Source organism: Paenibacillus sp. A3M_27_13, from assembly GCF_024213315.1.
Lineage (GTDB): Bacteria > Bacillota > Bacilli > Paenibacillales > Paenibacillaceae > Paenibacillus > Paenibacillus polymyxa_B.
On the sequence record NZ_JANAVE010000002.1, the window covers coordinates 777132 to 800452 of the forward strand.

The 23321-nt window shown below is 43.8% G+C and carries 23 protein-coding genes; 20 read left to right on the forward strand and 3 right to left on the reverse strand.

All coding sequences use genetic code 11. The features are described from left to right. Positions 1-40: 40 nt before the first annotated feature. Both NLX82_RS10090 and NLX82_RS10095 read left to right on the forward strand, forming a co-directional pair. Entirely contained in the window at positions 41-427 is a 387-nt protein-coding gene (locus tag NLX82_RS10090; RefSeq protein ID WP_254347957.1) for a tautomerase family protein, read from the forward strand. Then, a complete protein-coding gene (locus NLX82_RS10095; RefSeq protein ID WP_023987946.1) occupies positions 424-759 on the forward strand; it encodes a carboxymuconolactone decarboxylase family protein in 336 nt (111 codons plus the stop codon). The genes NLX82_RS10090 and NLX82_RS10095 overlap by 4 nt, the downstream gene beginning before the upstream one ends. Positions 760-847: 88 nt before the next feature. Here NLX82_RS10095 and NLX82_RS10100 read toward each other — a convergent pair whose 3' ends face one another. Further along, the gene (locus NLX82_RS10100; RefSeq protein ID WP_071558950.1) at positions 848-1468 is read right to left on the reverse strand and encodes a GntR family transcriptional regulator; all 621 of its coding nucleotides are present in this window, start codon (positions 1466-1468) and stop codon (positions 848-850) included. Positions 1469-1711: 243 nt separating this feature from the next. Here NLX82_RS10100 and garR point away from each other — a divergent pair, with 243 nt between their 5' ends. From garR to NLX82_RS27735, 9 genes are all read left to right on the forward strand, one after another. After that, on the forward strand, positions 1712-2605 hold the full coding sequence (garR, locus tag NLX82_RS10105) for a 2-hydroxy-3-oxopropionate reductase (protein ID WP_071558949.1): 894 nt from the start codon (positions 1712-1714) through the stop codon (positions 2603-2605). A 41-nt stretch (positions 2606-2646) separates the two neighbouring features. Next, positions 2647-4092 (forward strand): four-carbon acid sugar kinase family protein, encoded by a 1446-nt coding sequence (locus NLX82_RS10110; protein ID WP_254347959.1) that lies wholly within the window; start codon positions 2647-2649, stop codon positions 4090-4092. A gap of 53 nt (positions 4093-4145) precedes the next feature. Beyond that, complete coding sequence (locus NLX82_RS10115; protein ID WP_023987950.1) at positions 4146-5504, forward strand: GntP family permease; 1359 nt, start codon at positions 4146-4148, stop codon at positions 5502-5504. 223 nt (positions 5505-5727) lie between these two features. Then, entirely contained in the window at positions 5728-6585 is an 858-nt protein-coding gene (gene licT, locus NLX82_RS10120) for a BglG family transcription antiterminator LicT (protein ID WP_023987951.1), read from the forward strand. Positions 6586-6769: 184 nt separating this feature from the next. After that, on the forward strand, positions 6770-8650 hold the full coding sequence (locus NLX82_RS10125; protein WP_254347961.1) for a beta-glucoside-specific PTS transporter subunit IIABC: 1881 nt from the start codon (positions 6770-6772) through the stop codon (positions 8648-8650). Positions 8651-8726: 76 nt separating this feature from the next. Next, on the forward strand, positions 8727-10136 hold the full coding sequence (locus tag NLX82_RS10130) for a glycoside hydrolase family 1 protein (protein ID WP_254347963.1): 1410 nt from the start codon (positions 8727-8729) through the stop codon (positions 10134-10136). A gap of 179 nt (positions 10137-10315) precedes the next feature. Further along, positions 10316-11218 (forward strand): LysR family transcriptional regulator, encoded by a 903-nt coding sequence (locus NLX82_RS10135; protein ID WP_023987954.1) that lies wholly within the window; start codon positions 10316-10318, stop codon positions 11216-11218. Positions 11219-11341: 123 nt separating this feature from the next. Next, complete coding sequence (locus NLX82_RS10140) at positions 11342-12481, forward strand: 5-methyltetrahydropteroyltriglutamate--homocysteine S-methyltransferase (protein WP_023987955.1); 1140 nt, start codon at positions 11342-11344, stop codon at positions 12479-12481. Between the two features lie 300 nt (positions 12482-12781). Beyond that, the gene (locus NLX82_RS27735) at positions 12782-13267 is read left to right on the forward strand and encodes a DUF1036 domain-containing protein (protein WP_076157039.1); all 486 of its coding nucleotides are present in this window, start codon (positions 12782-12784) and stop codon (positions 13265-13267) included. Positions 13268-13472: 205 nt separating this feature from the next. Here the strand turns inward: NLX82_RS27735 and NLX82_RS10145 are convergent, their stop codons facing one another. Further along, entirely contained in the window at positions 13473-13811 is a 339-nt protein-coding gene (locus tag NLX82_RS10145; RefSeq protein WP_254347965.1) for a helix-turn-helix domain-containing protein, read from the reverse strand. Positions 13812-14207: 396 nt separating this feature from the next. Here NLX82_RS10145 and NLX82_RS10150 point away from each other — a divergent pair, with 396 nt between their 5' ends. The 3 genes from NLX82_RS10150 (at position 14208) to NLX82_RS10160 (ending at position 15305) form a co-directional block, all read left to right on the forward strand. Continuing rightward, positions 14208-14435: a hypothetical protein gene (locus NLX82_RS10150; protein ID WP_226887705.1), complete on the forward strand. Its 228-nt coding sequence runs from the start codon at positions 14208-14210 to the stop codon at positions 14433-14435. Between the two features lie 100 nt (positions 14436-14535). Beyond that, positions 14536-14634 carry a hypothetical protein gene (locus tag NLX82_RS10155; RefSeq protein WP_014599622.1) on the forward strand — a complete coding sequence of 33 codons (99 nt, stop codon included), beginning with the start codon at positions 14536-14538 and terminating at the stop codon, positions 14632-14634. Between the two features lie 224 nt (positions 14635-14858). Further along, positions 14859-15305: a DUF6386 family protein gene (locus NLX82_RS10160; RefSeq protein ID WP_233903854.1), complete on the forward strand. Its 447-nt coding sequence runs from the start codon at positions 14859-14861 to the stop codon at positions 15303-15305. Positions 15306-15438: 133 nt separating this feature from the next. Here the strand turns inward: NLX82_RS10160 and NLX82_RS10165 are convergent, their stop codons facing one another. Next, positions 15439-16569 carry a phosphodiester glycosidase family protein gene (locus NLX82_RS10165; protein WP_254347967.1) on the reverse strand — a complete coding sequence of 377 codons (1131 nt, stop codon included), beginning with the start codon at positions 16567-16569 and terminating at the stop codon, positions 15439-15441. A 132-nt stretch (positions 16570-16701) separates the two neighbouring features. On the opposite strand from NLX82_RS10165, the gene NLX82_RS10170 reads away from it, so the two are divergent. From NLX82_RS10170 to NLX82_RS10195, 6 genes are all read left to right on the forward strand, one after another. Beyond that, positions 16702-17172, forward strand: a complete 471-nt coding sequence (locus tag NLX82_RS10170) for a DUF7716 domain-containing protein (RefSeq protein WP_076264308.1) — start codon at positions 16702-16704, stop codon at positions 17170-17172. Between the two features lie 54 nt (positions 17173-17226). Further along, complete coding sequence (locus NLX82_RS10175; RefSeq protein WP_076157027.1) at positions 17227-18540, forward strand: WD40 repeat domain-containing protein; 1314 nt, start codon at positions 17227-17229, stop codon at positions 18538-18540. Between the two features lie 155 nt (positions 18541-18695). After that, entirely contained in the window at positions 18696-19319 is a 624-nt protein-coding gene (locus NLX82_RS10180) for an SMI1/KNR4 family protein (protein ID WP_023987966.1), read from the forward strand. A gap of 180 nt (positions 19320-19499) precedes the next feature. Next, positions 19500-21380 (forward strand): molecular chaperone HtpG, encoded by a 1881-nt coding sequence (gene htpG / locus NLX82_RS10185; protein ID WP_053325133.1) that lies wholly within the window; start codon positions 19500-19502, stop codon positions 21378-21380. Positions 21381-21533: 153 nt separating this feature from the next. Then, the gene (locus NLX82_RS10190; RefSeq protein WP_053325134.1) at positions 21534-21803 is read left to right on the forward strand and encodes a bacteriocin immunity protein; all 270 of its coding nucleotides are present in this window, start codon (positions 21534-21536) and stop codon (positions 21801-21803) included. A gap of 315 nt (positions 21804-22118) precedes the next feature. Beyond that, positions 22119-23318 carry a saccharopine dehydrogenase family protein gene (locus tag NLX82_RS10195; RefSeq protein WP_013309649.1) on the forward strand — a complete coding sequence of 400 codons (1200 nt, stop codon included), beginning with the start codon at positions 22119-22121 and terminating at the stop codon, positions 23316-23318. Positions 23319-23321 lie beyond the last annotated feature (3 nt).

The following is a 23321-nucleotide window of genomic DNA, read 5'->3' on the forward strand; positions in this document are numbered from 1 at the left end:
GAGTACAATTATATTATCCCAACGGATAGGAGAGTTGAACATGCCATTTGTACGAGTTGGCTACATGGAGCAGCAATACACAGAGCAAGAGTTGCCTTGGATTAGTCGTTGTATCATGAACGCTTTGATTGAACATTTTCTGGTTCCGGAAAAAGATTACTTTCAGGTTTTTCATGCTCATAAGCAAAGCGAGTTTTATTATAGTCCCGATTATTTGAATATACCCAGAACAGATAAGCTGCTGTATATCCAAATTACAATGGGAACGGGTAGAACTACGGAACAAAAAAAGAGTTTCTACCAAAAGTTAGCGGAACTCTTATCTATTGAATGTAAGGTTAGACCGGAGGATGTATTTGTAACACTGGTAGAGACTGAATTAGAGGATTGGTCCTTTGGCAACGGACTTGCCCAGATGATTGTATGAAGCATAAATTGATCAAATCGAGTGTTCGAGAAACCATCGGTGATTTTGCTCCCGCTTTTGTAGGTTATACAGAGGATGTTCTTTTTGGAGATGTATGGAGAAGAAGTGAGCTATCTCTCAGAGAACGGAGTCTCATCACCGTCTCCGCATTGGTAGCGGGTGAGCATGTAAATCAACTCCCTTATCATCTGAAACTGGCCAAGGAGAACGGGATTTCGGAGGAAGAACTGGTTGAGGTCATTACACAGCTTGCCTTTTATGTAGGATGGCCCCGGGCAGCCTCAGCTATTCAGGTTGCCAAAGAGGTATTTTGTAAAGAGAAAGAGAGTTAAGCATGAACCTAAAAAAACCGCTAAGCACAAGGGATTCCGAGTGTTTGGCGGTTTTTTTGGCATGGCATACAAATGGAGAAGCGAAGGACTATCTGATCAGATGCAGGCAAAAGTCCAGATCAGCCTGGAGATGCTCCTTCATCAGCCGTTCTGCTGTATCGCCGTCATGTGCGCGGATAGCCTCACAAATATGCTGGTGCTCATCAATCAGAAAGGGACGATGATAGTAGACGACCGTATGACGGAATAAATAAATAACGGATTGCATCCGATCAAACAAATCAATCATCATCGAATTATTGCTGGCCTTCATAATGATCTCATGAAACTCTTTGTTCGCTTGCATCACCTCATCCAGCGAGCCGGAACGCCCGATGTCCACACATTGCTCCAAAGCCAGTAGCTCTGTCTCGGACAAGTAGGCAGCCGCGCTGCGCGCCGCATGTCCTTCAAGCAGCATCCGTAGCTCAAAGGTATTGCGCAGGTCGGTTTCAGATAGCTTGACTACACGTTTATTGACGATAAGCCCTTCCTGCTCCAATTTGCGGATGGATTCACGGATAGGCGTGCGGCTTACACCGAGCTGCGTGGCAAGCTTTTCCTCGACCAACTTGGTTCCTTGAGGGATGGTTCCGTTCAGGATCATATCACGCAGTGTTTCATAAGATTGCTGGTGCGCCGTTCGAGAGTTATTGCTGCTGTACTGCATGTCATTCACCTCTACGTCTACTTTAGCGAAAAGATGGAGGTTAAACAATGTCTTTCCTATGTATTTGATAAAAATTGATACAAATTTTAATTTTTTGTATACAAAAATGAATTTATTGTGTACAATCGCAGATGTGAAGACGAATTAACAGCGCTTACATGTGATAAAAAGCGTTTACAAATGGGTTTTTCTAAAAAACCTGAATAGGAAATCGAATTTGAAAAGCTATGGAGGGACTTTAACATGACAAAGAAAATTGGATTTATTGGATTAGGTATTATGGGTCGTCCGATGTCGTTAAATCTTTTGAAAGCGGATTATGAGCTGACCGTATTTGATATTAATCAGGAAACCGTCACTGCTTTGGTTGCGTCAGGCGCACATGCAGCGGCATCCCCGAAGGAAGTTGCAGAGCGCAGTGAAATCATTTTTACGATGTTGCCGAATTCCAATCATGTGAAAGAAGTCATTTTGGGCGAGAACGGGATTTTAAAAGGGGCTAGTATTGGAAGCGTTATCGTAGATATGAGCTCGATTTCTCCAGTCGTCTCCAAAGAGCTGTCGGTGAAAGCCGTTGAGGCTGGTCTGCACATGCTGGATGCCCCTGTCAGTGGTGGCGAACCGAAAGCAATTGATGGGACATTGGCGATTATGGTTGGTGGCAAAGAATCAGTGTTTGAGCATGTCTTGGATGTTCTGCATGTGCTGGGTCAGGATGTCACCTTGGTTGGTGATAACGGCTGCGGCACAACGGCAAAGCTGGCTAACCAGATCATGGTGAACCTGAATATCGCTGCCATGTCCGAAGCGCTTGTATTTGCAGCCAAGGCGGGAATTAATATTGAAAAAATGGTGCAAGCGATTCGCGGTGGATTGGCAGGCAGTGCGGTACTGGATGCTAAAGTTCCTCTGATCTTGCAACGGAATTTTGTAGCTGGGGGTCGGATTGATATTAACCTCAAGGACATCACGAACGTTATGGAAACCGCGCATGACATCGGTGTACCGTTGCCACTTAGTAGCCAACTGCTGGAAATATTCCACGCACTCAAAGTGGATGGTAAAGCGGCGGATGATCACGGCGGAATCGTGCAATATTTTGAAAAACTCGCAGGCGTACAGGTAAAAGCAGAGTAGTAGAGCATGCTAATCAAGAATTTGAATAAGGTGGAGATCACATGAATGTAAATGCAGGATATACTTCGTTGTTAGCTCTTCAAGCAGAATTGCCTCCTGAATGGGACAGCAAAGGATTGCGTCAGGAAATTCGCCGGATTAATGACGCCAGAGGACGGAAAATTATCGTATTAGACGATGATCCGACCGGGGTACAAACCGTTCATGATATTGATGTTTTGACGCAGTGGGATGAAGCATTGCTTCGTGAAGCATTCGACTCACCGGAAACGCTATTTTATATCCTGACCAATACACGCGGACTTGATGCGCAAACCGCAGAACGGATTAACCGCGAGATTGCTCGCAACGTACAGGCTGTCGCCACCGAAAAGGGCAAATCATTTACCTTTGTCAGCCGTAGTGATTCCATGTTGCGTGGGTATTACCCGCTGGAAACGGACGTACTGGCAGAAGAAGGATCGCGTCAAAGTGGACGGAGCTACGACGGTCATCTGATCATTCCAGCCTTTTTCGAAGCTGGGCGAGTAACTGGAGGCAACACCCACTATATGGTGGAGGATGATACGCTAATCCCCGTACATGAGTCGGAGTTTGCCAAGGATAAGGTATTTGGCTATGAAAACGGCGATTTAACCGCTTGGGTGGAAGAAAAGACAGAAGGCCGTATTCATGCCTCGGAATGTCTTGTCATTTCACTGGAACAGATTCGCAAGGGACCAGACGCTGTGCAAGAAGTATTGCTACAAGCGAAGGATAACGTACCAATCATCGTCAACGTGCTTTCGTATGCGGATATGGATGTAGTATCACTGGGGCTGCTGAAAGCAGAAGAGCAAGGGAAAATGTTTATTTTCCGCACAGCTGCTTCTTTTGTGAAATCGTATGCCGGGATATCTGACCAGGAATATTTGCCAAAGGAACGACTGATTGCAAGTGGACAGGAAGGTCACGGTGGTATTGTAGTCGTCGGTTCCTATGTTCAAAAAACAACAAAACAGCTGGAGCAGTTACTTACGTACCCGGAAATTGTGGGTCTTGAAATTGATGTGGAACGGGTGTTGGATTCTGAGGGCTACACACAGGAATTAAGCCGTGTTATCGCAGAAGCCAATACACAACTGGCTGCGGGCAACAATGTGGTGGTATACAGTAGCCGCAAACTCATTGCGGTAGATAATAAAGCTGATAATTTCAAAATTAGTCAAACGGTATCCGGTGCACTGGTCGAAATCGTACAGTCGCTTGAGACGGTGCCTAAGTTTATCATCGCCAAAGGCGGCATTACTTCCAGTGATGTGGCAACCAAAGGTCTTGCTATCCGAAAAGCACGTGTACTCGGCCAGGTTGCGGCAGGCATCCCTGTGTGGCTGACCGGAAACGAAGCCAAATTCAGCGGCATTCCGTATATCGTGTTCCCTGGTAATGTGGGCGGAGAACGAACATTGCTGGAAACCGTAGAGAAAATTGAAAACGAGCAGGGTTAACCCCTGTTTTTCAACAAACTTAGAGAGCGCTTACTTAATGAGGGGGTTATAACATGTATTCCGTATTCGGACTCAGTCATGATGCAAGTTTGTTATTATATGCACTTATTTCTATTATTGGACTGATTCTGCTGATCGCTAAAGTCAAAATGAACCCATTTGTCGCGCTCATCGTCGGCGCTGTGTTCATGGGTCTAATTGCAGGTATGCCGCTGAAAAGTATTGTGACAGCTTATCAAGAAGGTGTGGCCAGTGTGCTCGGTTTTATCGCCATTGTTCTTGGTCTGGGTACGATGCTGGGTAAGCTGATGGCTGAGTCTGGTGGTGCGGAGCAGATTGCCAAGACCATGGTGCGGGTGTTCGGTGAGAAAAATGTTCACTGGGCCATGATGGTGGTCGCTGTCATTTGTGGTATCCCGGTATTCATTCAGGTAGGTATCGTACTGTTGTTTCCGCTCGTATTTGTCATCGCCAAGCATACCGGGACTTCGCTCATTAAAATCGGGATTTCTCTTGTAGCTGGATTGGCGGTTGTGCATAGTCTTATCCCTCCGCATCCGGCAGCGATGCTGGCAGTAGGTATTTTTAACGCGAATATTGGTAAAACGATCTTCCTTGCGCTTATCGTAGCATTGCCGTCCGCAGCGATTGCGGGTCCGATCTACGGAAGCTGGATTTCCAAGCGTATCAAGGTGGAGACTTCGAGTGAATTGATGGAACAATTTACAGAAACGAAAGAAAGAGAATTGCCAGGCTTTGGTATTACACTCTTCACCATTATGCTGCCCGTTATTTTGATGCTGCTGGCGACGATTGTCGATCTGATTTTGCCAGAAGCCAACGTCTTCAGACAGGTCATTGATTTCATCGGCAGTCCGATTATTGCGTTGCTGATTGCTTTGCTGTTCTCGCTTTACTCTTTTGGTTATGCACGCAACTTCGATAGCAAGCAGCTATTGAAGTTTACGAACGATTGCCTGGGTCCGGTTGCTTCTATCATCCTGCTGATCGGTGCAGGCGGTGGTTTCAACAAGATTCTGACTGCCAGCGGTGTAGGAGATGCGATTGCAGGTTTTGCCCAGCATGCACATTTGTCTCCGCTTGTATTGGCCTTTGTGATTGCAGGTCTTATCCGGGCCGCCGTTGGTTCCGCCACGGTAGCCATGACGACGGCGGCAGGTATTGTCGCTCCGATTGCAGTCACGATGCCGGGGGTGAGCCCGGAGCTACTGGTGTTGGCTACCGGAGCAGGCTCGATCATTTTGTCCCACGTGAATGACTCCGGTTTCTGGATTGTTAAAGAATACATGAACCTGTCCGTACCTCAAACGCTGAAAACGTGGACAGTCATGGAAACCATTCTCGGGTTCAGTGCTTTTGGTATCGTGATGATACTCAGTATTTTTATCTGATTTGTTCATAAACGATCTTCCCAGAAGACTTTTCAGCATGATTGTATTGTTATTCTGCTTTGAAAGCGGTATAGTAAGAGTAATTGAATGAAGGGTCAAGTGTCCTTCGGGATTGTTACTGGTTAGCAGGCGATACCCAAATAATGACTAATTGATTTAGTCGTTATTTGGTTTTTTTTGTTATTACAAACTTTGTCATTACATCAATGAGGTGAGCAGATAAATGATCATCCGGCAAATATTTAACAACAATGTCATCCGGGCCGAAAATCAGGTGGGTCATGAATTTGTTGTCATCGGGAATGGTCTGGGCTTTAAAAAGAAAAATGGTCAGAGGGTTGATGAGGAAAAAATAGAAAAAACCTTTGTATTAAAGTCTGATAAAATTCCGCAAAAATTAATTGATCTCATTGGAGAAACATCTGTAGAGTATTTAAAGGTGGCGGATGAAATTGTAGGCAGCGCGAAAAGGGAAATGGGAGATATTTTTAGTGATAATATCTATATTTCTCTGATTGATCATATTCAATTTGCTATCTCTCGATACAGAAAATCCGTGGGACTTAAAAATTCACTGCTATGGCAAATTAAAAAATTTTACAAGAAAGAATTTATGATTGGAATGAATGCATTGGATATCATCCATGCTCAATTTGGCATCCAAATGGATGAGCATGAAGCCAGCTTTATTGCTATGCATTTTGTAAATGCAAGACAAGACGGTCAGGGAATGAAACAAACGGTTGAGATTACCGAGGTCATTGATGACATTTTCAACATTGTAACCGATTACTATCAGATTACACTGGATGAAACTTCATTCAATTATTCCCGGTTTATTACTCATTTGCAGTACTTTGCCCAACGATTGCTGAGCAATGAACAAGAGCAACTGGCTTCAGGTGACAATTTCTTGTATGATCAGGTCAAAGATAAATATGCGAGGGCTTTTCAATGCACCCAATTAATCAATCAATATTTGGAATTAAAGCATGAAAGTGCTATGTCAATTGACGAAAAAGTGTATTTGACGATTCATATACAGCGTGTAACCTCCAGAAACGATATGGCTACTTCTTAGAAAAAAAAGCTTGCAAACGATTTCTAAGTGATTTATAGTAGGCTCACAACTTAAATATAAGGATTGTTACTGGTTAAGCAGGCGATACCTAAATGAATGGCAGTGATCATGTTCTTTGATCATACAGGCCTTTCGTTTAGGTATTTTTTTGTTTTCAGGCAATCTGCCCAAGAGGAGAATGAACATGGACCATAAGAAAATGGGCGAAGACATCGTACGTCTCGTTGGAGGAGAAGAAAATATCAATGGGCTTGTCCATTGTGCTACACGACTCCGATTTGACCTGAAGGATTCACGAAAAGCCGAAAGAGAAGCGCTTGAGAAGCACGAGGGGATCATTACAGTTGTTGAAAGCGGAGGACAATTTCAAGTTGTTATTGGCAGCCATGTTGCCTATGTATATGCGGAGATCATGAAAAACAGGAATTTTGAATCGAATTCCTCTACAGCCAGTGAATCTAGTGGTAAAAAAACATCGGTCATATCCACAATCTTTGAAGTCATTTCGGGCAGTTTCTCCCCGTTGATTCCGGCGATGGCGGGCTCAGGAATGATAAAAGCACTCCTGACGGTTCTGACTCTGCTGGGATGGATGTCTGCAACAAGTGATACTTATATGATCCTGTCTGCTGCAGGGAATGCTGTGTTTTACTTTTTGCCGATTTTGCTTGGGATCACGCTTGGTATAAAGCTGAAGGCGAATCCTTATGTAGCTGGTGTGATCGGTGCGGCTCTCATGGAACCCAACTTTACGGGACTGATGGACAAAGGGTCTGATGTATCGTTTTTAGGAATACCGGTAGTCATGATGAACTACTCCGCCAGTATTTTCCCGATTTTCATATCCATTAGCATATATGCGTTGGTGGATAAGTTTTTGAAGAAGATCATTCTTAAGGATTTACAACTATTTTTAGTTCCGATGCTGGCTTTGATGATTATGGTTCCGCTATCTGCGATGGCTTTCGGACCTTTCGGTACAGGGGTAGGAGATTGGATTTCTTCAGGTGTGACATGGTTAATCGGTGTAAGTGGCATTTTGTCAGGGATTGTTCTTGGCGGTTTTATGACCTTTATGGTCGTCTTCGGACTTCACTGGGGTTTTACACCCATTACGATTCAAAATATCGGTGTTGGCGGTGATCCGATTGAGGCGATGGCTGCAGCAGCTGTATTTGCTCAAATTGGTGTCGCATTTGGTATCTTCCTGAAGGCGAGAAAAGATAAAACACTTAGAACTCTTGCCGGTTCCACGAGTATTACAGGATTGCTGGCTGGTGTGACAGAGCCGATTGTGTATGGTCTGGTGCTTCGTTATAAACGTGTCATTCCGATTGTCATTATCGCAGGCGCTCTAGGCGGAGCTATCAATGGACATTTTGGAGTGAAAATGACGGCTTATGTTTTTCATAACATTTTTGCAATTCCAGTATATACGCCAACCTTAATTTATGTTATCGCCATTGCATGTTCATTTATAGCTGCAACGATGTTGATCCTTATTTTTGGATATGAAAGCAAGGTAAAGGGGGAGGCCCCAGAAACAGTTGAATCCGTGAAAACAGCAGAACCAGAGCCTGTTGTTACAGCAACCAAGGCCGTTGATATCAAGAAAGAAACAATCTACAGCCCGATCACAGGCAGGACCACACCACTGAGTCAAGTGAATGATTCTGCATTTTCTACAGGGGCCATGGGAAAAGGGTTAGCCATTGAACCGTCTGTCGGCGAGGTTGTATCGCCAATAGATGGAGTCGTAACCTCGCTGTTCCCCACAGGACATGCCATAGGATTGACTTCCAGTGCAGGTACAGAGATATTAATTCATATCGGAATTAACACCGTTTCGCTGAAAGGGAAGCATTTTAATCCAGTGGTTAAAGAGGGCGACAGCGTGAAACAGGGCGATTTGTTAATCCAATTTGACAGGGAGCAGATTATTGAAGCAGGATACGAAATCGTGACGCCTGTCATTGTCACACTTACGCAACATAAAGTGGACGTATTTGAGACAAATCAGGAGCAGATTCAAAAAAATGAAGTATTGTTAACTTTGGTTGTGTGATACTGGCAAGCATCATCATCACATATATGAATTGCGAACATCAGAAGGATATAACTATAACTGGAGGGACTAGATCATGAAACATAATCAATTGAAGGCATTTCCTGAAAATTTTTTCTGGGGAGCTTCCACTTCCGCTTATCAAGTAGAGGGTGCATGGGACGAAGATGGAAAAGGACCTTCTGTCATTGACATGGCTAATCACGTCGAAGGGGTCACTGATTTTAAGGTAACCAGTGATCATTATCATATGTTCAAAGAAGACGTAGCTCTGATGGCTGAAATGGGCTTTAAAGCATATCGTTTCTCTATTGCTTGGACACGTATTTATCCCCAGGGCGCAGGTGAAGTTAATCAGAAGGGAATCGCGTTTTACAGCTCATTAATTGATGAACTAATTAAATACGGGATTGAACCGATTGTTACTATGTATCATTTTGATCTGCCTTATGCTCTTGAAAAACAAGGCGGTTGGTCGAAGAGGGAGACGATTGATGCCTTCGAACAGTATGCCAAAACATTGTTTGAGAACTTTGGAGACAGGGTGAAATATTGGTTAACCATTAATGAGCAGAACATGCTGATTCTCCATCCCGGTTCTATTGGCACATTAGATACAAGTCTCGAAAATCCACAAAGGGTACTGTATCAACAAAATCATCATATGTTAGTCGCGCAGGCGAAAGCAATGGTATTGTGCCATGAAATGCTACCTGACGCGAAAATTGGACCTGCGCCGAATATCGGGGTTATCTATCCAGCCAGTTCCAAGCCGGAAGATACACTGGCGGCTGATAACTATGCAGCGATTCGCAACTGGCTCTATCTGGATATGGCTGTATTTGGCCGTTACAATCACATTGCGTGGAGCTATTTGGTCGAGAAAGGCTATGAGCCTGTCATTGAAGAAGGGGATATGGACATTTTAGCGAAGGGGAACCCGGACTTTATCGCATTTAATTATTATACCTCTCAAACCGTAGGAGAAAGTTTAGATGACGGAAATGATTTTTCACATACAGGAGATCAGCATGAAATTGTGGGTGAACCCGGAGCATATCGAGGTTCCGTCAACCCCAACCTGCAAACGACGGAGTTTGGTTGGGAGATTGATCCGGTCGGTTTTAGAACCACATTACGCCAAATTTATTCTCGCTACCACTTGCCTTTAATCGTGACAGAGAACGGCTTGGGCGCTTTTGACAAGCTTGAAGAAGGGGATGTAGTGAATGATCCTTACCGCATTGACTTTTTCAAGAAACATATCGAGCAGATTCAACTGGCTATTACAGACGGTGTAGAAGTATTCGGCTTCTGTCCGTGGTCTGCGATTGATCTTGTTAGTACCCATCAGGGCTCCAGCAAGCGTTACGGGTTTATCTATGTGGATCGTGAGGAGTTTGATCTCAAGGATCTGCGTCGTATTCGTAAACAAAGCTTCTATTGGTATCAAAAGCTGATCTCCACAAACGGTGAAATTCGTTAATTAAAGTATCATAACTAGAGCACCTCCCTGAATGGAAGATTTTCATTTAGGGAGGTGTTTATATTTTTTAAACCTTAGGGGGAGAGGCTGATTTCATTTAAGCAACAACTATCCCTTTTCCAGAAGTGTGATTATGTATTATATAATAGAAGAAACACAAACGGAAAGGACATTATGCATTGACCTTACAACAATTAAAATATGTCATTGAGGTTGCCAATCGTGGCTCCATGAATGAGGCGGCGAAGCGGTTGTTCATTTCCCAGCCCAGTCTGTCGAACGCGATTCGTGATTTGGAGGAAGAAATTCATATCACCATTTTTGAGCGTACCAATAAGGGGATTTCTTTGTCCAAGGAAGGCGTGGAATTCCTCGGTTATGCACGCCAGGTCGTTGAGCAGGCGGAGTTACTGGAAAGTCGCTATCTGGATGCCAAGCCTTCACCACAGCATTTTGCTGTGTCCACGCAGCATTACGCTTTTGCTGTAAATGCATTTGTGAATCTAGTGAATCAATATGGTCAAGAAGAGTATGAATTGGCTTTACGAGAGACCAAAACCCATGAAATCATACAGGATGTCAAAAGCCTGCGCAGTGAGATTGGAATCCTGTATCTGAACGAATTTAACGCCAAGGTCATTAACAAGCTGCTAAAAGATGCGAATCTGCAATTCAATAGCCTGTTTACGGCCAAGCCGCATATTTTTATCAGTGCCAATAATCCGCTATCCCGACAGTCTATCGTGACCATTGATCAGCTTCATCCCTATCCGTATCTGTCCTTTGAGCAAGGGGAGTACAATTCTTTTCACTTTTCCGAGGAAATTCTCAGTACGTTATCGCATCCCAAAAGCATTCGTGTCCATGACCGGGCGACCCTCTTTAATCTGCTCATTGGCTTGAACGGCTATACGATTTCTACCGGGGTGATCAGTGCGGATCTGAATGGTAATGACATTATTTCCGTCCCTCTGGAATGTGATGAGTCTATTAATGTGGGATGGATTTGCCATAAAAACGCTGCGCTCTCCAAGCTGGCTACCGTCTATGTAGAAGCGTTGCATGAGGCGATAGGGGAATAAAAGGTTGGGTATAGCCTTAGGCTATAACTAGCTATAGTTTATTGGAGTTACCTTATAACTGAAAATGTATGTTATCTTTCTTACAAGAACTTCACTACAGAAGCGAAAAAGGAGATAACCCTAATGAGCAGCATCCTTGACAATGCATCCCAACGTAAAGTGACCCCTTTTAGACATGATATGGTCGGAAGCTTTTTGCGCCCGCAAGCGATTAAAGACGCCAGAATTCAATTTCAAAATAATGAAATCTCTGCGGACGAGCTGAGAAAGATTGAAGATAACGAAATTATCAAGCTAGTAGAAAAGCAAAAATCCGTAGGACTTCAAGCCGTGACGGACGGTGAATTCAGACGCTCTTGGTGGCATCTTGATTTTATGTGGGGGCTGGACGGCGTGGAAAAGGTACAGCTTTCGAACGGCTACCAATTCCAAGGTGTGGAAACAAGAGCGGAAACCGCGCGCTTGTCCGGTAAAATCGGACATTCCCGTCATCCTTTCATTGAAGATTTCAAATTCCTGAAGCAAGTAGCAGGTGAGGATGCGATCGCGCGCCAAACGATCCCGGCACCTGCGCAATTTCTGGCTGAGCTGTTGCGTGGCGAAAATAAAGAAACAACCGACACGTATTACAGCAATCTGGATGAACTGGTGACGGATATCGCCAAAGCTTACAAATCCGTGATTCAAGCGTTGTACAATGAGGGTTGCCGCAGCTTACAGCTGGATGATTGCACATGGGGTATGCTCTGTGATAAAAACTATTGGGAAGCTAGACAGCATGCGGGTGAGAATGTGGAAGATACCAAAAAGCTGTTCGCTCGCGTGAATCAGGAAACGGTGAATGATCTCCCAGCCGATTTGGTCGTTACGACCCACGTATGCCGTGGTAACTACCATTCCACCTGGGCATCCTCTGGCGGCTATGAGCCTGTAGCCGAAACTCTGTTCGGCATCGACAACATCGACGGCTACTACCTCGAATTCGATACCGACCGTGCAGGTGATTTCACACCGCTTAAGCATCTGAAAGATCAAAAGCAGGTCGTACTGGGCCTCGTTTCCTCCAAAACAGGTGAACTGGAAGACAAGCAGACGGTCATTAATCGTATTAAGGAAGCGACTCAATTCGTCGACATCAACCACATCTGCCTCAGCCCACAATGCGGTTTTGCATCGACAGAAGAGGGCAATATTCTGACAGAAGAGCAGCAGTGGAAAAAGCTTGCTTTCATTAAAGAGATTGCGGACGAGATTTGGAAGTAAAGGTTTATAGGGCAATTAAAAGGTTCTATTAGTTAAAGATATTTTATTAAAAAACACGTCATATATTGACGTGTTTTTTAATATTTACAAGATTAGGTGGGAGTATTCTTTTGATTGAATTCCATAACATAAACAATATGGTCATATGGTTTCGCTAAACAGATGGCGGGAAAATCTAAAAAAGTATAATTTCTGAATATCCTAAAAAAGGCTAAGACTCTTTTATGTTTGTCCACTTCCTATTTACAACTCTTGCATACAATGGATTGTAGAATGGCATTAAGAGGGAGTGACAAAAAAATGAGTCTTTATTTTCGAAACAGCACTAATTCTACCATACAAGTAGCTATCTTCTATCATGCGAGTAGGTGTGGATTTGTCTTTGTGGGACAAACGGGTATATTGTCTACCTGGTACCGTTTGGCGCCCGGTCAAACGAGGGAAGTTGTTACTGGCAACGTAGGGGATAGAACAATTTATTATTACGCTGAGAGCGTATCAAGAAATCTTGTGTGGTCAGGTAGTTTCCCGATACATGTTCCTAATTATAATTTCAGTGGATGTTGGATCTGGAATATTAATGGGAATTTATGTAATAATTGCAGAAGAGTTGGTTTTAAAACACTTAACATCCAACGCGGTTTCGTGAATTTTACAGTCAACCTTATTACAAATAGTGCTCAAAGAAAAACGAAGCTAAAAAATGTTCGTATGGTATTGCCCACAAAAAGGGTAAAAAGAAAATCTAAATTGAATGACCGCAAGAAACTACCTAGAAGCCAATAATTTCATAGTCGCGGGGAATCCTTTGTAATTTCGTATTCGATTCAGTTCGCGCTTTTATATAAGAAACTTGAAATTAAGTTAATAGTGGATATATATATGTTATTTTAATTTTCGATAGGGTATTGAACTTACGTAAAACAATAGTGCAATAGGAACTGCCTTATTAACTAAAGGTGGCTCCTTTATTTTTGCAAAAAAATCTTTTTTAATTTGTAATTTCCCTTATCACATTCCTCGCCAAACGTACTTTCTCTGGACTCGACTTTTTGAGCATCGTAATAATTTCTATAATATCTTCATCAGACTCCACAATTTTGGGGTCCTCGCTTACATATGAAAACAACTGAACTAAGTTTACGTCTAGTGCTTTTGCAATTTTAGCTACATTTATCAAAGAAACATTCTTTTCTCCACGTTCGATCTGTCCAATGTATGTAAAATGAAATCCACCTTTTTCCCCAAGAGCTTCTTGTGAGAGGTCTTTTTCTTTGCGTAACACTCTTATTCTAGCCCCAACTAGCTTTAGTACTTCTTTGTCCTGCATTTATCTACACCCCTTCATACTAAAAAGTGTAGTCAAGATTTTCTTGGGTAAACATGAGATTAAGAATCGTATATTCAGCATTGATTATATCTATAAGTATTATTTTAGAGTATAATAAGACTATTCTTAAAATTCTCTGGAGGAATAGATATGAAAGAAGCTCCTTCTACCTTTATTCCAAGTCCCACCCAACCATCCAGACCTTCACAACACCTACATAATTCAATAACCGATTTCCACACTCTATCCCAATACCACATGAAACTAGCCCAAATCCTGTACAAGCACAATCAAGTCCAATGCTGCATTATCCTATGTGACTGGGCGTTGACTTCCAAGTTAAAAGCACTATATATGAAAGAAAACAACAGCCTTTTCCCTCCCGGATTCCTGTCCATGACTGATCTGCTGCACTTATTACATACCGAAACCAACCCGGGATTGGATGTTGTTGTATTTATAGGTACCACTCAATTTCTTTCATCCCAGTTAGAAACCCCGCTCCTTCAAAAAATGAAGTACAAGGATGTGAGCAGGTTACTGCGAAGAACGGACGACATTCTCTGCCAGTTGTCATCCCGAGTGATTAGCGATCCATCCGAGACGTATCAGTCCATTTTCTGAATAGCCCTTCCATGGCAAATAAACTTGCCAATTCGCCCTGTCGTAATCCGCTTTTCTTCATACGATAAGAGTAAGCTTTAACGCAAGGAGGGATTCAGACATGGGTGAAGTAGGTTACGGTGGAGCATGGACATCCACAGGAGCGATTTTGGTATTGTTCATTTTGTTGGTGATTATTACTAAGTCGTTTCTGATCTAACAGCAGGTTAGCATCGCTTAAATCCACAAATCGGCCTTCTTTCACGACATCGTGAGGGAGGGCTTTTTTATGCAGAATGGGTGTTAGTCCTGCATGTTGTCTGGCTCTGCAAGCATTGTTATACTTTACATACAGGGAGATTTTCCCTCAAGTATATAGCAATACGGATAGCGTAAGACGTGGAAAAACGGAAATTCGCTGACCAAAATCAGGAGGATCGGATGATGAATATGGCAAGCAGTCCATTTCAATTTACGACAGACACGGCGACTCTCTGCCTATTTGATACGCAAGCACTTAAGCATCGTTTGGACGATGATCCGGATTGGTGGTCCATCGAAGAGGACGAGCTGGGCGAGTTGAATGCGGGAAATGTAGCTTTTTTGAATCTGGGAGCCGACGGGACCTATGAGGTTGTGATGACAGATCATATTGACAAGCCTGCTGTACGACTGTTTTTGAAGGTTCCCTCAGGTAACCTATTTATTGGAGCAGGGGAGGAAGCCACAAGTGGTGGACTGGAGCCTGAATGTGTATGGGGAGGGACGTTCCTTTCTGTGCAACCCGGACTTTATGAATGCTTGGCGAGCAGAGAAGACAATCGTATTTATCTTTCTTTAAAAAAAGGAAGCGAAGGCACCAATAGCTTTACGGGTCTGATTCGATTGTAGGTTGCAGGATCAACCCGTAATGGCCCATACAAGCCACCTGAACAGGTGGAAGCAGGAACAAACGGAACCGGGGAAAATGGAAAAAGGGCTATCCCCACGGCTTACACATCCGTGAAGACAGCCCTTTATCCGTCTATTGATACTTTACAATAATGGCATTGCTGATTTGGCGGCCGGGTGTGGTGAGGTAGGAGCCGTTGTAATACAGCCCGCTGGAAGCACCGCCGTCTAGATTCATGGCCTGATAAGCTCCGGCCTGTTTCATCATTTGGGCGAGCTGCGGTATAGTCGCTCCGCTTGTGGTCAGGAGGATCAGCTTATGATCCCGACTCATTCCTATTGCGCTGCGGGCGCCACCGCCTGTTAATATTTTTGGGTCCTTGAAGCCTTCGGCTTTGACATTTAGGGAAACCTGTCCATTTGTGACCAGACGAGGCCCAGCTTGCAGGGCACCTTCGACGTTACCTTGGCTTAACCGTTGTTCAAAGGCAGAACCTGACACCAGTTCAGCTAAATGGTTCGCATCGTAGGTGAAGACCGTCCGTTGGTCGCCGGAGCTTTTTTTCAACATCTTTCCGTGACTGACCAGGTAGCCGTAAGGCGTTTTGTAGGAGCTTTTGGTATAGGCGTCAAAGAATGTACCATTTATGGCTACAACCGCTTGATTACGTTTGGCGAGACTGCTTAAGTCTTCCACTTTGCCGATAGTATCGCCTGCCAGAGCCACGTCCAGGCTTACCTTGGGATGGAGCATAGAGATGGTGACCACCTTAGCGGAAAAGGTGCGAGATCCGACCTTGAAGCTTTTATGAGCCGTCGTAATAGGTGTAGTATTTCCAGGTAGCTTACCGGTAAGTACCGGAAGCGTGACGGACGTTGTACCCTGCTTAATGCGTACAGCTGAGGTTTCCTTTTGCCATGAGACTTGCAGGTTTAGATATTGGCTGATGAACTGCAAGGGTACATAGGTCGAACCATTATCGGTAAAAGGAGCATTTTGCAAACGGACCGTTTGATCGTTCACTTTGGCAGTAGATTTTCCGGCAAATAGGGTAATCCGAGTATTGCCTTGCGCAATTTCTATTTTTTTGTCCGCTGCCGTCATGTTGAGTGTGATCCCTTCATAGCTGTTCAGGAGACGAATCGGGATGAAGGAGTGGTTACTCTGGTCCACATAGACCAGCATAGGTGCTGGGGCAGCAGCGTAGATCGGGGATACAAGTAATAGCAAGGACAGGATAACAAGTGCGGTGATTCTTTTCATGAATAGATCAATCTCCTTATGTAGTCTTGACACTTTACGAGGTGCTTGTAATTATATCGGGTTTTATAAGTTGTAAATGTATGTTATGTGAATTTTGAGTGTTTAGCTGATATAGGAAGCGGGAGGTTGGAGATGAGCAGGTATGAGACAAGACTTGAGGATTACCGTCGCAGAGAGCGCCCGTCTTATCGTGTATTTGAAGGATTGCAGGAATTGGTGCGTAGCGTGGGGCAACTGCATAATAACTGGTTATATGTGAATGTGGATCAATGGGATCAGGACCCTGTTCACACACCGATTTATTATTGGGATGAGCATTGGCTAGAGGAATGTGCAGAGGAGGGTACAGCCGTAACCAACGAACAAGATGAGTATATTCCCAAGTGGGTGCCGGATCGTCAGGTTCAAACCTGGTTTGAGTTGGCGACCTTCGAAAGTATTGTAGAAGTCCTTAAGGCTGCTGGACAGCCAGTGACGCTTCAGATGGTGATTATGGCGGTAAAATACTATGACAAGCGAGATGCCTATCTGGACTATGAAGAGGTGAAGGCAGTGACAGACCTGTGGTCTGTGCTGACAAAGGTGAGAAACCACCTTACATAATGAACAAAGCCTGTAGAACAAACAGGGCATACATACACTGGATGGGGGAAGCAAATGAGTTGGTTGAATCATGAAATGGCAGCAAAGTGGCGACAGGAAGGAAAAAGGTATGCCGCAGATGTGAATGAATTTGTCAGAGTCGGCATGGAAAGTGAATGGCAGCAGGAGCAATCAGAGCCAAAGCAGGACGAACGCCCCAAGATGGCTAAAGATATTTTTCGTATGATTCAGGAGGCAAATCAGGCTGGTGAAATGGAGCAGTTACGTCGAGAAATTCCAGCCGCGTCTTGGCCGCTTACACCAGCGTTCGAGGAGGCTTTGCAAGCCGTTAGGCCGATAGCTTTTGTGAATGGAGCCAATGAAATCATTGTACATGCGGGCAATCCTCGGGAACGTGGGACGATCTATGTGACGGGAAAAGATGGAATCTTGCAAATCCCCGGACTGCATAGAGTAGGCTGTTCGCCGGACGGGACTTATTTTGCGTTGGTGGATGGACAGGGGATTCGTATTGTTCGTCAACCGGACCGAAATCTGCAAGGAGAAGAGACAGCACATTTTCAGTGGAAGGATATACAAGGACGCTTAAAAGCATCCATTCCTGATCTGGAGTGCTTGGGAGATGAGGAGCATCCTGAAGATATATTAGATGAAGTGATCCCGTTTGGCGATGGACAGCGACTTCTGCTGGTTTGCGGTTACGGTGTTTATTTGCTGGGTGTTGATCAGGTGGATTTGATCCATCCCAAGGCGTCTGAACGAAGAAAACTAGAGCTGGAAGACACGATTGTGGATATGGCTCATGGAGCTGTGTCGAGGGATGGACGCTGGATCGCTTACGGCAGCCAGATGAGTGAGCATATGCTTATGGATCTGTCCGATAAGACGGTGCATACATTGGAGCCAAGTTCTAGTTATCCGCATTATGCTATATTTTCCAAAGATGATCTGGACGTCTGGTACAATGCCTGTCATTTCTACAACGGTGCCACCATTCAAGTGTCGATTGCTGAGGTGGAGCAGGGTCTTGCTCAGAATAAGGAAGAATGGTCGATAATGAATGAAGAAATGCGAGTATACGCTGCAACAGCGCTGACACAAGGATCTATTTTGGGTGATGCCTACGGTTATCTCCGTCTGATTGACAGGAAGGGTCGTGAACTTTGGCGCTATTTTGTCGGCAGTACGTTATCCGGGCTGGCAGTTACACCTGATGAAGGTATGTTGGCGGTTGGAACGTATGGAGGTATGCTTCATTTGATTGATTTGCAGAGCGGCACGAAGGACGAATATAGCATTGGCACCGCACCAATTCACGAGACAGCGCGTTGGGTGATCTGGCGGAACTATGAGCCATTGCGCTGGTAATACTAATATTCCGCAAATGGTGATAAAAGCAAGTTCTGATAAGCTGAACTTAAAAAGTGTAGTAACACATGATTACAATGCTATTTTCAGATAGATGGCATTTGGCATTAACCCATGATGCAAAATGTGAATAGAGAGGAAAGAGGTGTGAGGACATGGACAAGAAAGCGGATATTCGTACATCCATGAAGGAACTATTTGCTCAAATGGATGAAGCCTTTTTTATGGATGTGGAAGAAAATGTACCGATTGAAATGCGTGATGGGAATGTCGACGAGGAGGGATGGATCAAATGGAAGCCTCTCCCTTCACAGATTACTGAACAGGAAGTTCGGGAGATGGAGGAAAAATACCATTTTGAGCTGCCGCCCCTGCTGAGGAGTTTTATCATGTCCTACCATTATGTATCTTTACAATTCGATAATGAATCCATTCCGGGAGTATACTGGAGCGATTGTACGTTTGTTGAGTTTCCACGTCTGCCTGTAGGTCAAGGCTTAAAGGCATTTTATGATTTGATTGATCAATGGTCACCTCTGCTGTCAGCAGGCTACATTCCTTTTGCAATAGCAGAGGACGATCAGGGTCCCGTTTGTTTAAATGCAGGCAGCAGACATAAGGACGGCGATTATCCTATTGTTTGGTTCTTTCATGAAGACCTACAGCATTTGAATGAGGATGAGCTGCGGATCAGGAGTAATCTGCTTCCCCATGTACAGGGGCTGTTTCCATCTTCTGTCGAAATGTTTAACGTGATGTTTAAGCACATTAGACACTAGCGATTTCCTAAAATGTAATTTTACTGCTCAGCCAACCGAGATATTGACATAAAAAATGAGGAATGTTATAAAAAAGGTAGGCTAGCACTCGAATGATGGGAGTGCTAACAAAGTTGAATCGTTTGCATAGCTCATATCTGCTGGCCTTACATAGGTTCATATCTGAAAGGAGATATCCGAATGGAGAAAAAACAGTTTCAGGCTGAGTCCAAGCGTCTGCTAGAAATGATGATTAACTCGATTTACACGCAAAAGGAAATTTTCCTAAGAGAGCTGATCTCCAATGCAAGTGATGCGATTGACAAAATTTATTACAAAGCATTGACGGATGATCAACTGGTCTTTGACAAAGAAAATTATTATATCAAAGTAACTGCCGATAAGGATAACAGAACGCTAACCCTGCGTGATACCGGGATTGGTATGACCAAGGAAGAACTAGAAAATAACCTGGGTGTTATTGCTAAGAGCGGCTCGCTGGCATTCAAAAATGAAAATGAATCCAAGGATGGTCATGACATCATCGGTCAATTCGGCGTTGGCTTCTATTCAGCTTTTATGGTAGCCGATGTGGTTACAGTGACTACCAAGGCTTTGGGAAGTGATACTGCTTATAAATGGGAATCCACAGGTGCAGACGGGTATACCATTGAAGCAGCTGAGAAGGACGAGGTTGGAACCGAGATTGTTCTGAAAATCAAGGCAAACACCGAAGATGAGTCCTACGACGAATATTTGGACGAGTATCGTTTAAAAGCACTGATTAAAAAATACTCCGACTTTATCCGCTATCCGATTAAAATGGATATTACAGGCAAGCGTCTGAAAGAGGGAAGCGACAACGAGTTCGAGGATTACGAAGAAGAACAGCGTATCAACAGCATGGTTCCTATCTGGAGAAAAAACAAAAGCGAGCTGACCGACGAGGATTATCAAAATTTCTATGCGGAAAAACGCTATGGCTACGACAAGCCGCTCCAGCATATCCACGTCAGCGCGGACGGCGCGGTAGTGTACCAAGCTATTCTGTTTATTCCTGAAAATATCCCGTTTGATTTCTACTCCAAGGAATATGAAAAAGGGCTGGAATTGTATGCCAACGGTGTGCTGATTATGGAAAAATCTCCTGACCTGCTGCCGGATTATTTTAGCTTTGTCAAAGGTATGGTTGACTCCGAAAGCCTGTCACTCAACATTTCCAGAGAAATGCTGCAGCATGACCGTCAGCTGAAGCTGATTGCCAAAAATATCGAAAGCAAAATTAAAGGCCAATTGCTGACCTTGCTCAAAAATGACCGGGAGAAGTATGATCAATTCTACAAATCATTTGGCAGACAATTGAAATTTGGTGTTTACAACGATTACGGCAGACATAAAGAAACTCTCCAGGATCTGCTTATGTTCTACTCTTCTACAGAGAAAAAGCAGGTTACCTTGGACGAATACGTATCACGTATGCCAGAGGATCAGAAGTATATTTATTATGCTTCCGGCGAGTCCAACGAGCGTATTGAAAAACTGCCGCAAACCGAAATGGTGGCCGATAAAGGCTACGAAATTCTGTACTTCACCGATGATATTGATGAGTTTTCTATTAAAATGCTCTTAAGCTACAAAGAGAAAGAATTCAAATCTGTATCGAGCGGCGATCTGGGCATTGAGCCTGACGAAAACGAGAAAGAAACAGAAGCAGAACAAAACGACAACAAAGAGCTGTTCGAGTACATGAAGGGCTTGCTGGAAGGCAAGGTATCCAGTGTTAAAGCCTCCAAGCGCTTGAAGACACATCCGGTATGTCTGTCCGCAGACGGCGAAGTGACGATTGAGATGGAGAAAATCTTGAACGCTATGCCTAATAACGCCGATGTCAAAGCGAATAAAGTGCTGGAAATCAACATAAACCATGCGGTGTTCAACTCTTTGAAAGAAGCTTTTGCCGAGGATAAGGAGAAAGTAAACCTCTATACGGCATTACTGTATAATCAGGCTTTGCTGATCGAAGGCTTGCCGCTGCAAGATCCGGTTGAATTCACGAATGATATTTGCAAAATCATGGTTTAAAAAGCTTTACTGTATAGAGCCGTTCCCATACTGGGGGCGGCTTTATTTATCATAAACGCTTCTTAAAGCTCCATAATAGGTCATATAGCGCTTACAGAAAAAGGGATGGGCCACACAATGCCGATCATACTCAATACAAAGGAGGGCGATTACATGAGTCTGGATCGAGCCAGCGAGGAACTCCAAAATTTAGACCGTTTAGAACGAAGTGAGCTTATACAGTTGGTGGAAAAAATCATCAGAGGTGAGGGAACAGAAGAGGAAATCGACAGTATGCTGACCATAGTGATGCAAAATACGCCCCATCCGGGGATCAGTAATTTAATCTACTGGGATGATCGTGATTTGAGTGCGGCAGAGATCGTAGATGAGGCATTACGCTATCAGCCCATTATTTTACCACCCCATGAATCTTCTTCATAGGATGCGGAGGGGTGGTCTTTTGTTTAGAAATAAGATAATATTAACTCTTTAGGGCTATGAGCATTATATTCAAAAAAACTTCCGTTAAATGCGTGCTGACTTCCCTGGTATGTATGGGGTAATATTTGTTTTCTGCTCACTTTACGAAGTTTTTATGCCTAATTTTGGGATTTGTAAAGTTTTTGTGACATGCTCCTGTGAATTTTGATACAGCAAATTGTCGTTTTTCTTGATTATTTGGTGGGATGTCTTTATAATCATTTTGTTTGCAAGAATGATTAGCGATTAGCGTATGGAATAAGGAGGTTATTTATTTTGGGAAAAGCATTGATTATTGGCGCCGGTGGCGTGGCCAGCGTTGTGGTGCATAAATGTTGCCAAAACCCAGATGTATTTGAAGAAATTTGTATCGCAAGCAGAACTGTTGAGAAATGCGATGCGCTTAAAGAGAAGCTGGGTGGAGGTCGTACGAAGATACAAACGGCTCAGCTTGATGCTGACAACACCGACATGGTCATTGACTTGATTCGAAGCTTTCAACCGGATGTAGTTATCAATGTGGCTCTCCCTTATCAGGATTTGACGATAATGGATGCTTGCCTTGAGACAGGTGTTCATTACGTTGATACGGCGAACTATGAACCGCCGGATACGCCGAAGTTTGAATACAGCTGGCAATGGGCCTACAAAGAAAGATTCGAAAAAGCAGGAATTACAGCTCTGCTGGGCAGCGGTTTTGATCCAGGCGTAACTGGAGTATTTACGGCTTATGCTCAAAAGCACTACTTTGATGAAATTCATACGATTGATATTGTGGATGCGAATGCAGGGGACCACGGATATCCTTTTGCAACTAATTTTAATCCGGAAATCAATATTCGTGAAATTACGGCGAAGGGCCGTTACTTTGAAAACGGAGAATGGATTGAAACTGAGCCACTTTCTGAGAAAAAGGTATACGACCTTCCTGAAATTGGACCGAAAAATATATATCTTTTGTACCATGAAGAACTGGAATCTCTTGCAGTGAATATTAAAGGCGTGAAAAAAATCCGCTTCTGGATGACGTTCTCGGACAATTATCTGAATCATTTGAATGTACTTCAAAACGTAGGCATGACTTCTATCGAGCCTATTGATTACGAAGGACAACAAATCATTCCACTGCAATTCCTGAAAGCTATTTTGCCAGACCCGGCTTCTCTGGGACCAAGAACAAAAGGCAAAACGAACATTGGTTGTATCATCCAAGGCGTGAAAGATGGAAAACCAAAAACGTATTATGTTTACAATGTTTGTGATCATGAGGAATGTTATGCAGAGGTTGGCTCCCAAGCCATTTCTTACACAACTGGTGTTCCTGCCATGATCGGCGCAATGCTTATTATCAAAGGTATCTGGAAAAAACCAGGCGTTTACAACGTTGAGGAATTTGATCCAGATCCATTTATGGAAGCACTAAATAAACACGGATTGCCATGGCAAGAGAACTTTACGCCTACGTTGCTTGATTGAGGT

Excerpts from the sequence above, each read along its gene's own strand:
- NLX82_RS10090 (WP_254347957.1), top strand. The coding sequence starts at position 41 with ATGCCATTTGTACGAGTTGGCTACATGGAGCAGCAATACACAGAGCAA.
- NLX82_RS10095 (WP_023987946.1), top strand. The coding sequence starts at position 424 with ATGAAGCATAAATTGATCAAATCGAGTGTTCGAGAAACCATCGGTGAT.
- NLX82_RS10100 (WP_071558950.1), bottom strand. The coding sequence starts at position 1,468 with ATGCAGTACAGCAGCAATAACTCTCGAACGGCGCACCAGCAATCTTAT.
- garR (WP_071558949.1), top strand. The coding sequence starts at position 1,712 with ATGACAAAGAAAATTGGATTTATTGGATTAGGTATTATGGGTCGTCCG.
- NLX82_RS10110 (WP_254347959.1), top strand. The coding sequence starts at position 2,647 with ATGAATGTAAATGCAGGATATACTTCGTTGTTAGCTCTTCAAGCAGAA.
- NLX82_RS10115 (WP_023987950.1), top strand. The coding sequence starts at position 4,146 with ATGTATTCCGTATTCGGACTCAGTCATGATGCAAGTTTGTTATTATAT.
- licT (WP_023987951.1), top strand. The coding sequence starts at position 5,728 with ATGATCATCCGGCAAATATTTAACAACAATGTCATCCGGGCCGAAAAT.
- NLX82_RS10125 (WP_254347961.1), top strand. The coding sequence starts at position 6,770 with ATGGACCATAAGAAAATGGGCGAAGACATCGTACGTCTCGTTGGAGGA.
- NLX82_RS10130 (WP_254347963.1), top strand. The coding sequence starts at position 8,727 with ATGAAACATAATCAATTGAAGGCATTTCCTGAAAATTTTTTCTGGGGA.
- NLX82_RS10140 (WP_023987955.1), top strand. The coding sequence starts at position 11,342 with ATGAGCAGCATCCTTGACAATGCATCCCAACGTAAAGTGACCCCTTTT.
- NLX82_RS27735 (WP_076157039.1), top strand. The coding sequence starts at position 12,782 with ATGAGTCTTTATTTTCGAAACAGCACTAATTCTACCATACAAGTAGCT.
- NLX82_RS10145 (WP_254347965.1), bottom strand. The coding sequence starts at position 13,811 with ATGCAGGACAAAGAAGTACTAAAGCTAGTTGGGGCTAGAATAAGAGTG.
- NLX82_RS10150 (WP_226887705.1), top strand. The coding sequence starts at position 14,208 with ATGACTGATCTGCTGCACTTATTACATACCGAAACCAACCCGGGATTG.
- NLX82_RS10155 (WP_014599622.1), top strand. The coding sequence starts at position 14,536 with ATGGGTGAAGTAGGTTACGGTGGAGCATGGACATCCACAGGAGCGATT.
- NLX82_RS10160 (WP_233903854.1), top strand. The coding sequence starts at position 14,859 with ATGAATATGGCAAGCAGTCCATTTCAATTTACGACAGACACGGCGACT.
- NLX82_RS10165 (WP_254347967.1), bottom strand. The coding sequence starts at position 16,569 with ATGAAAAGAATCACCGCACTTGTTATCCTGTCCTTGCTATTACTTGTA.
- NLX82_RS10170 (WP_076264308.1), top strand. The coding sequence starts at position 16,702 with ATGAGCAGGTATGAGACAAGACTTGAGGATTACCGTCGCAGAGAGCGC.
- NLX82_RS10175 (WP_076157027.1), top strand. The coding sequence starts at position 17,227 with ATGAGTTGGTTGAATCATGAAATGGCAGCAAAGTGGCGACAGGAAGGA.
- NLX82_RS10180 (WP_023987966.1), top strand. The coding sequence starts at position 18,696 with ATGGACAAGAAAGCGGATATTCGTACATCCATGAAGGAACTATTTGCT.
- htpG (WP_053325133.1), top strand. The coding sequence starts at position 19,500 with ATGGAGAAAAAACAGTTTCAGGCTGAGTCCAAGCGTCTGCTAGAAATG.
- NLX82_RS10190 (WP_053325134.1), top strand. The coding sequence starts at position 21,534 with ATGAGTCTGGATCGAGCCAGCGAGGAACTCCAAAATTTAGACCGTTTA.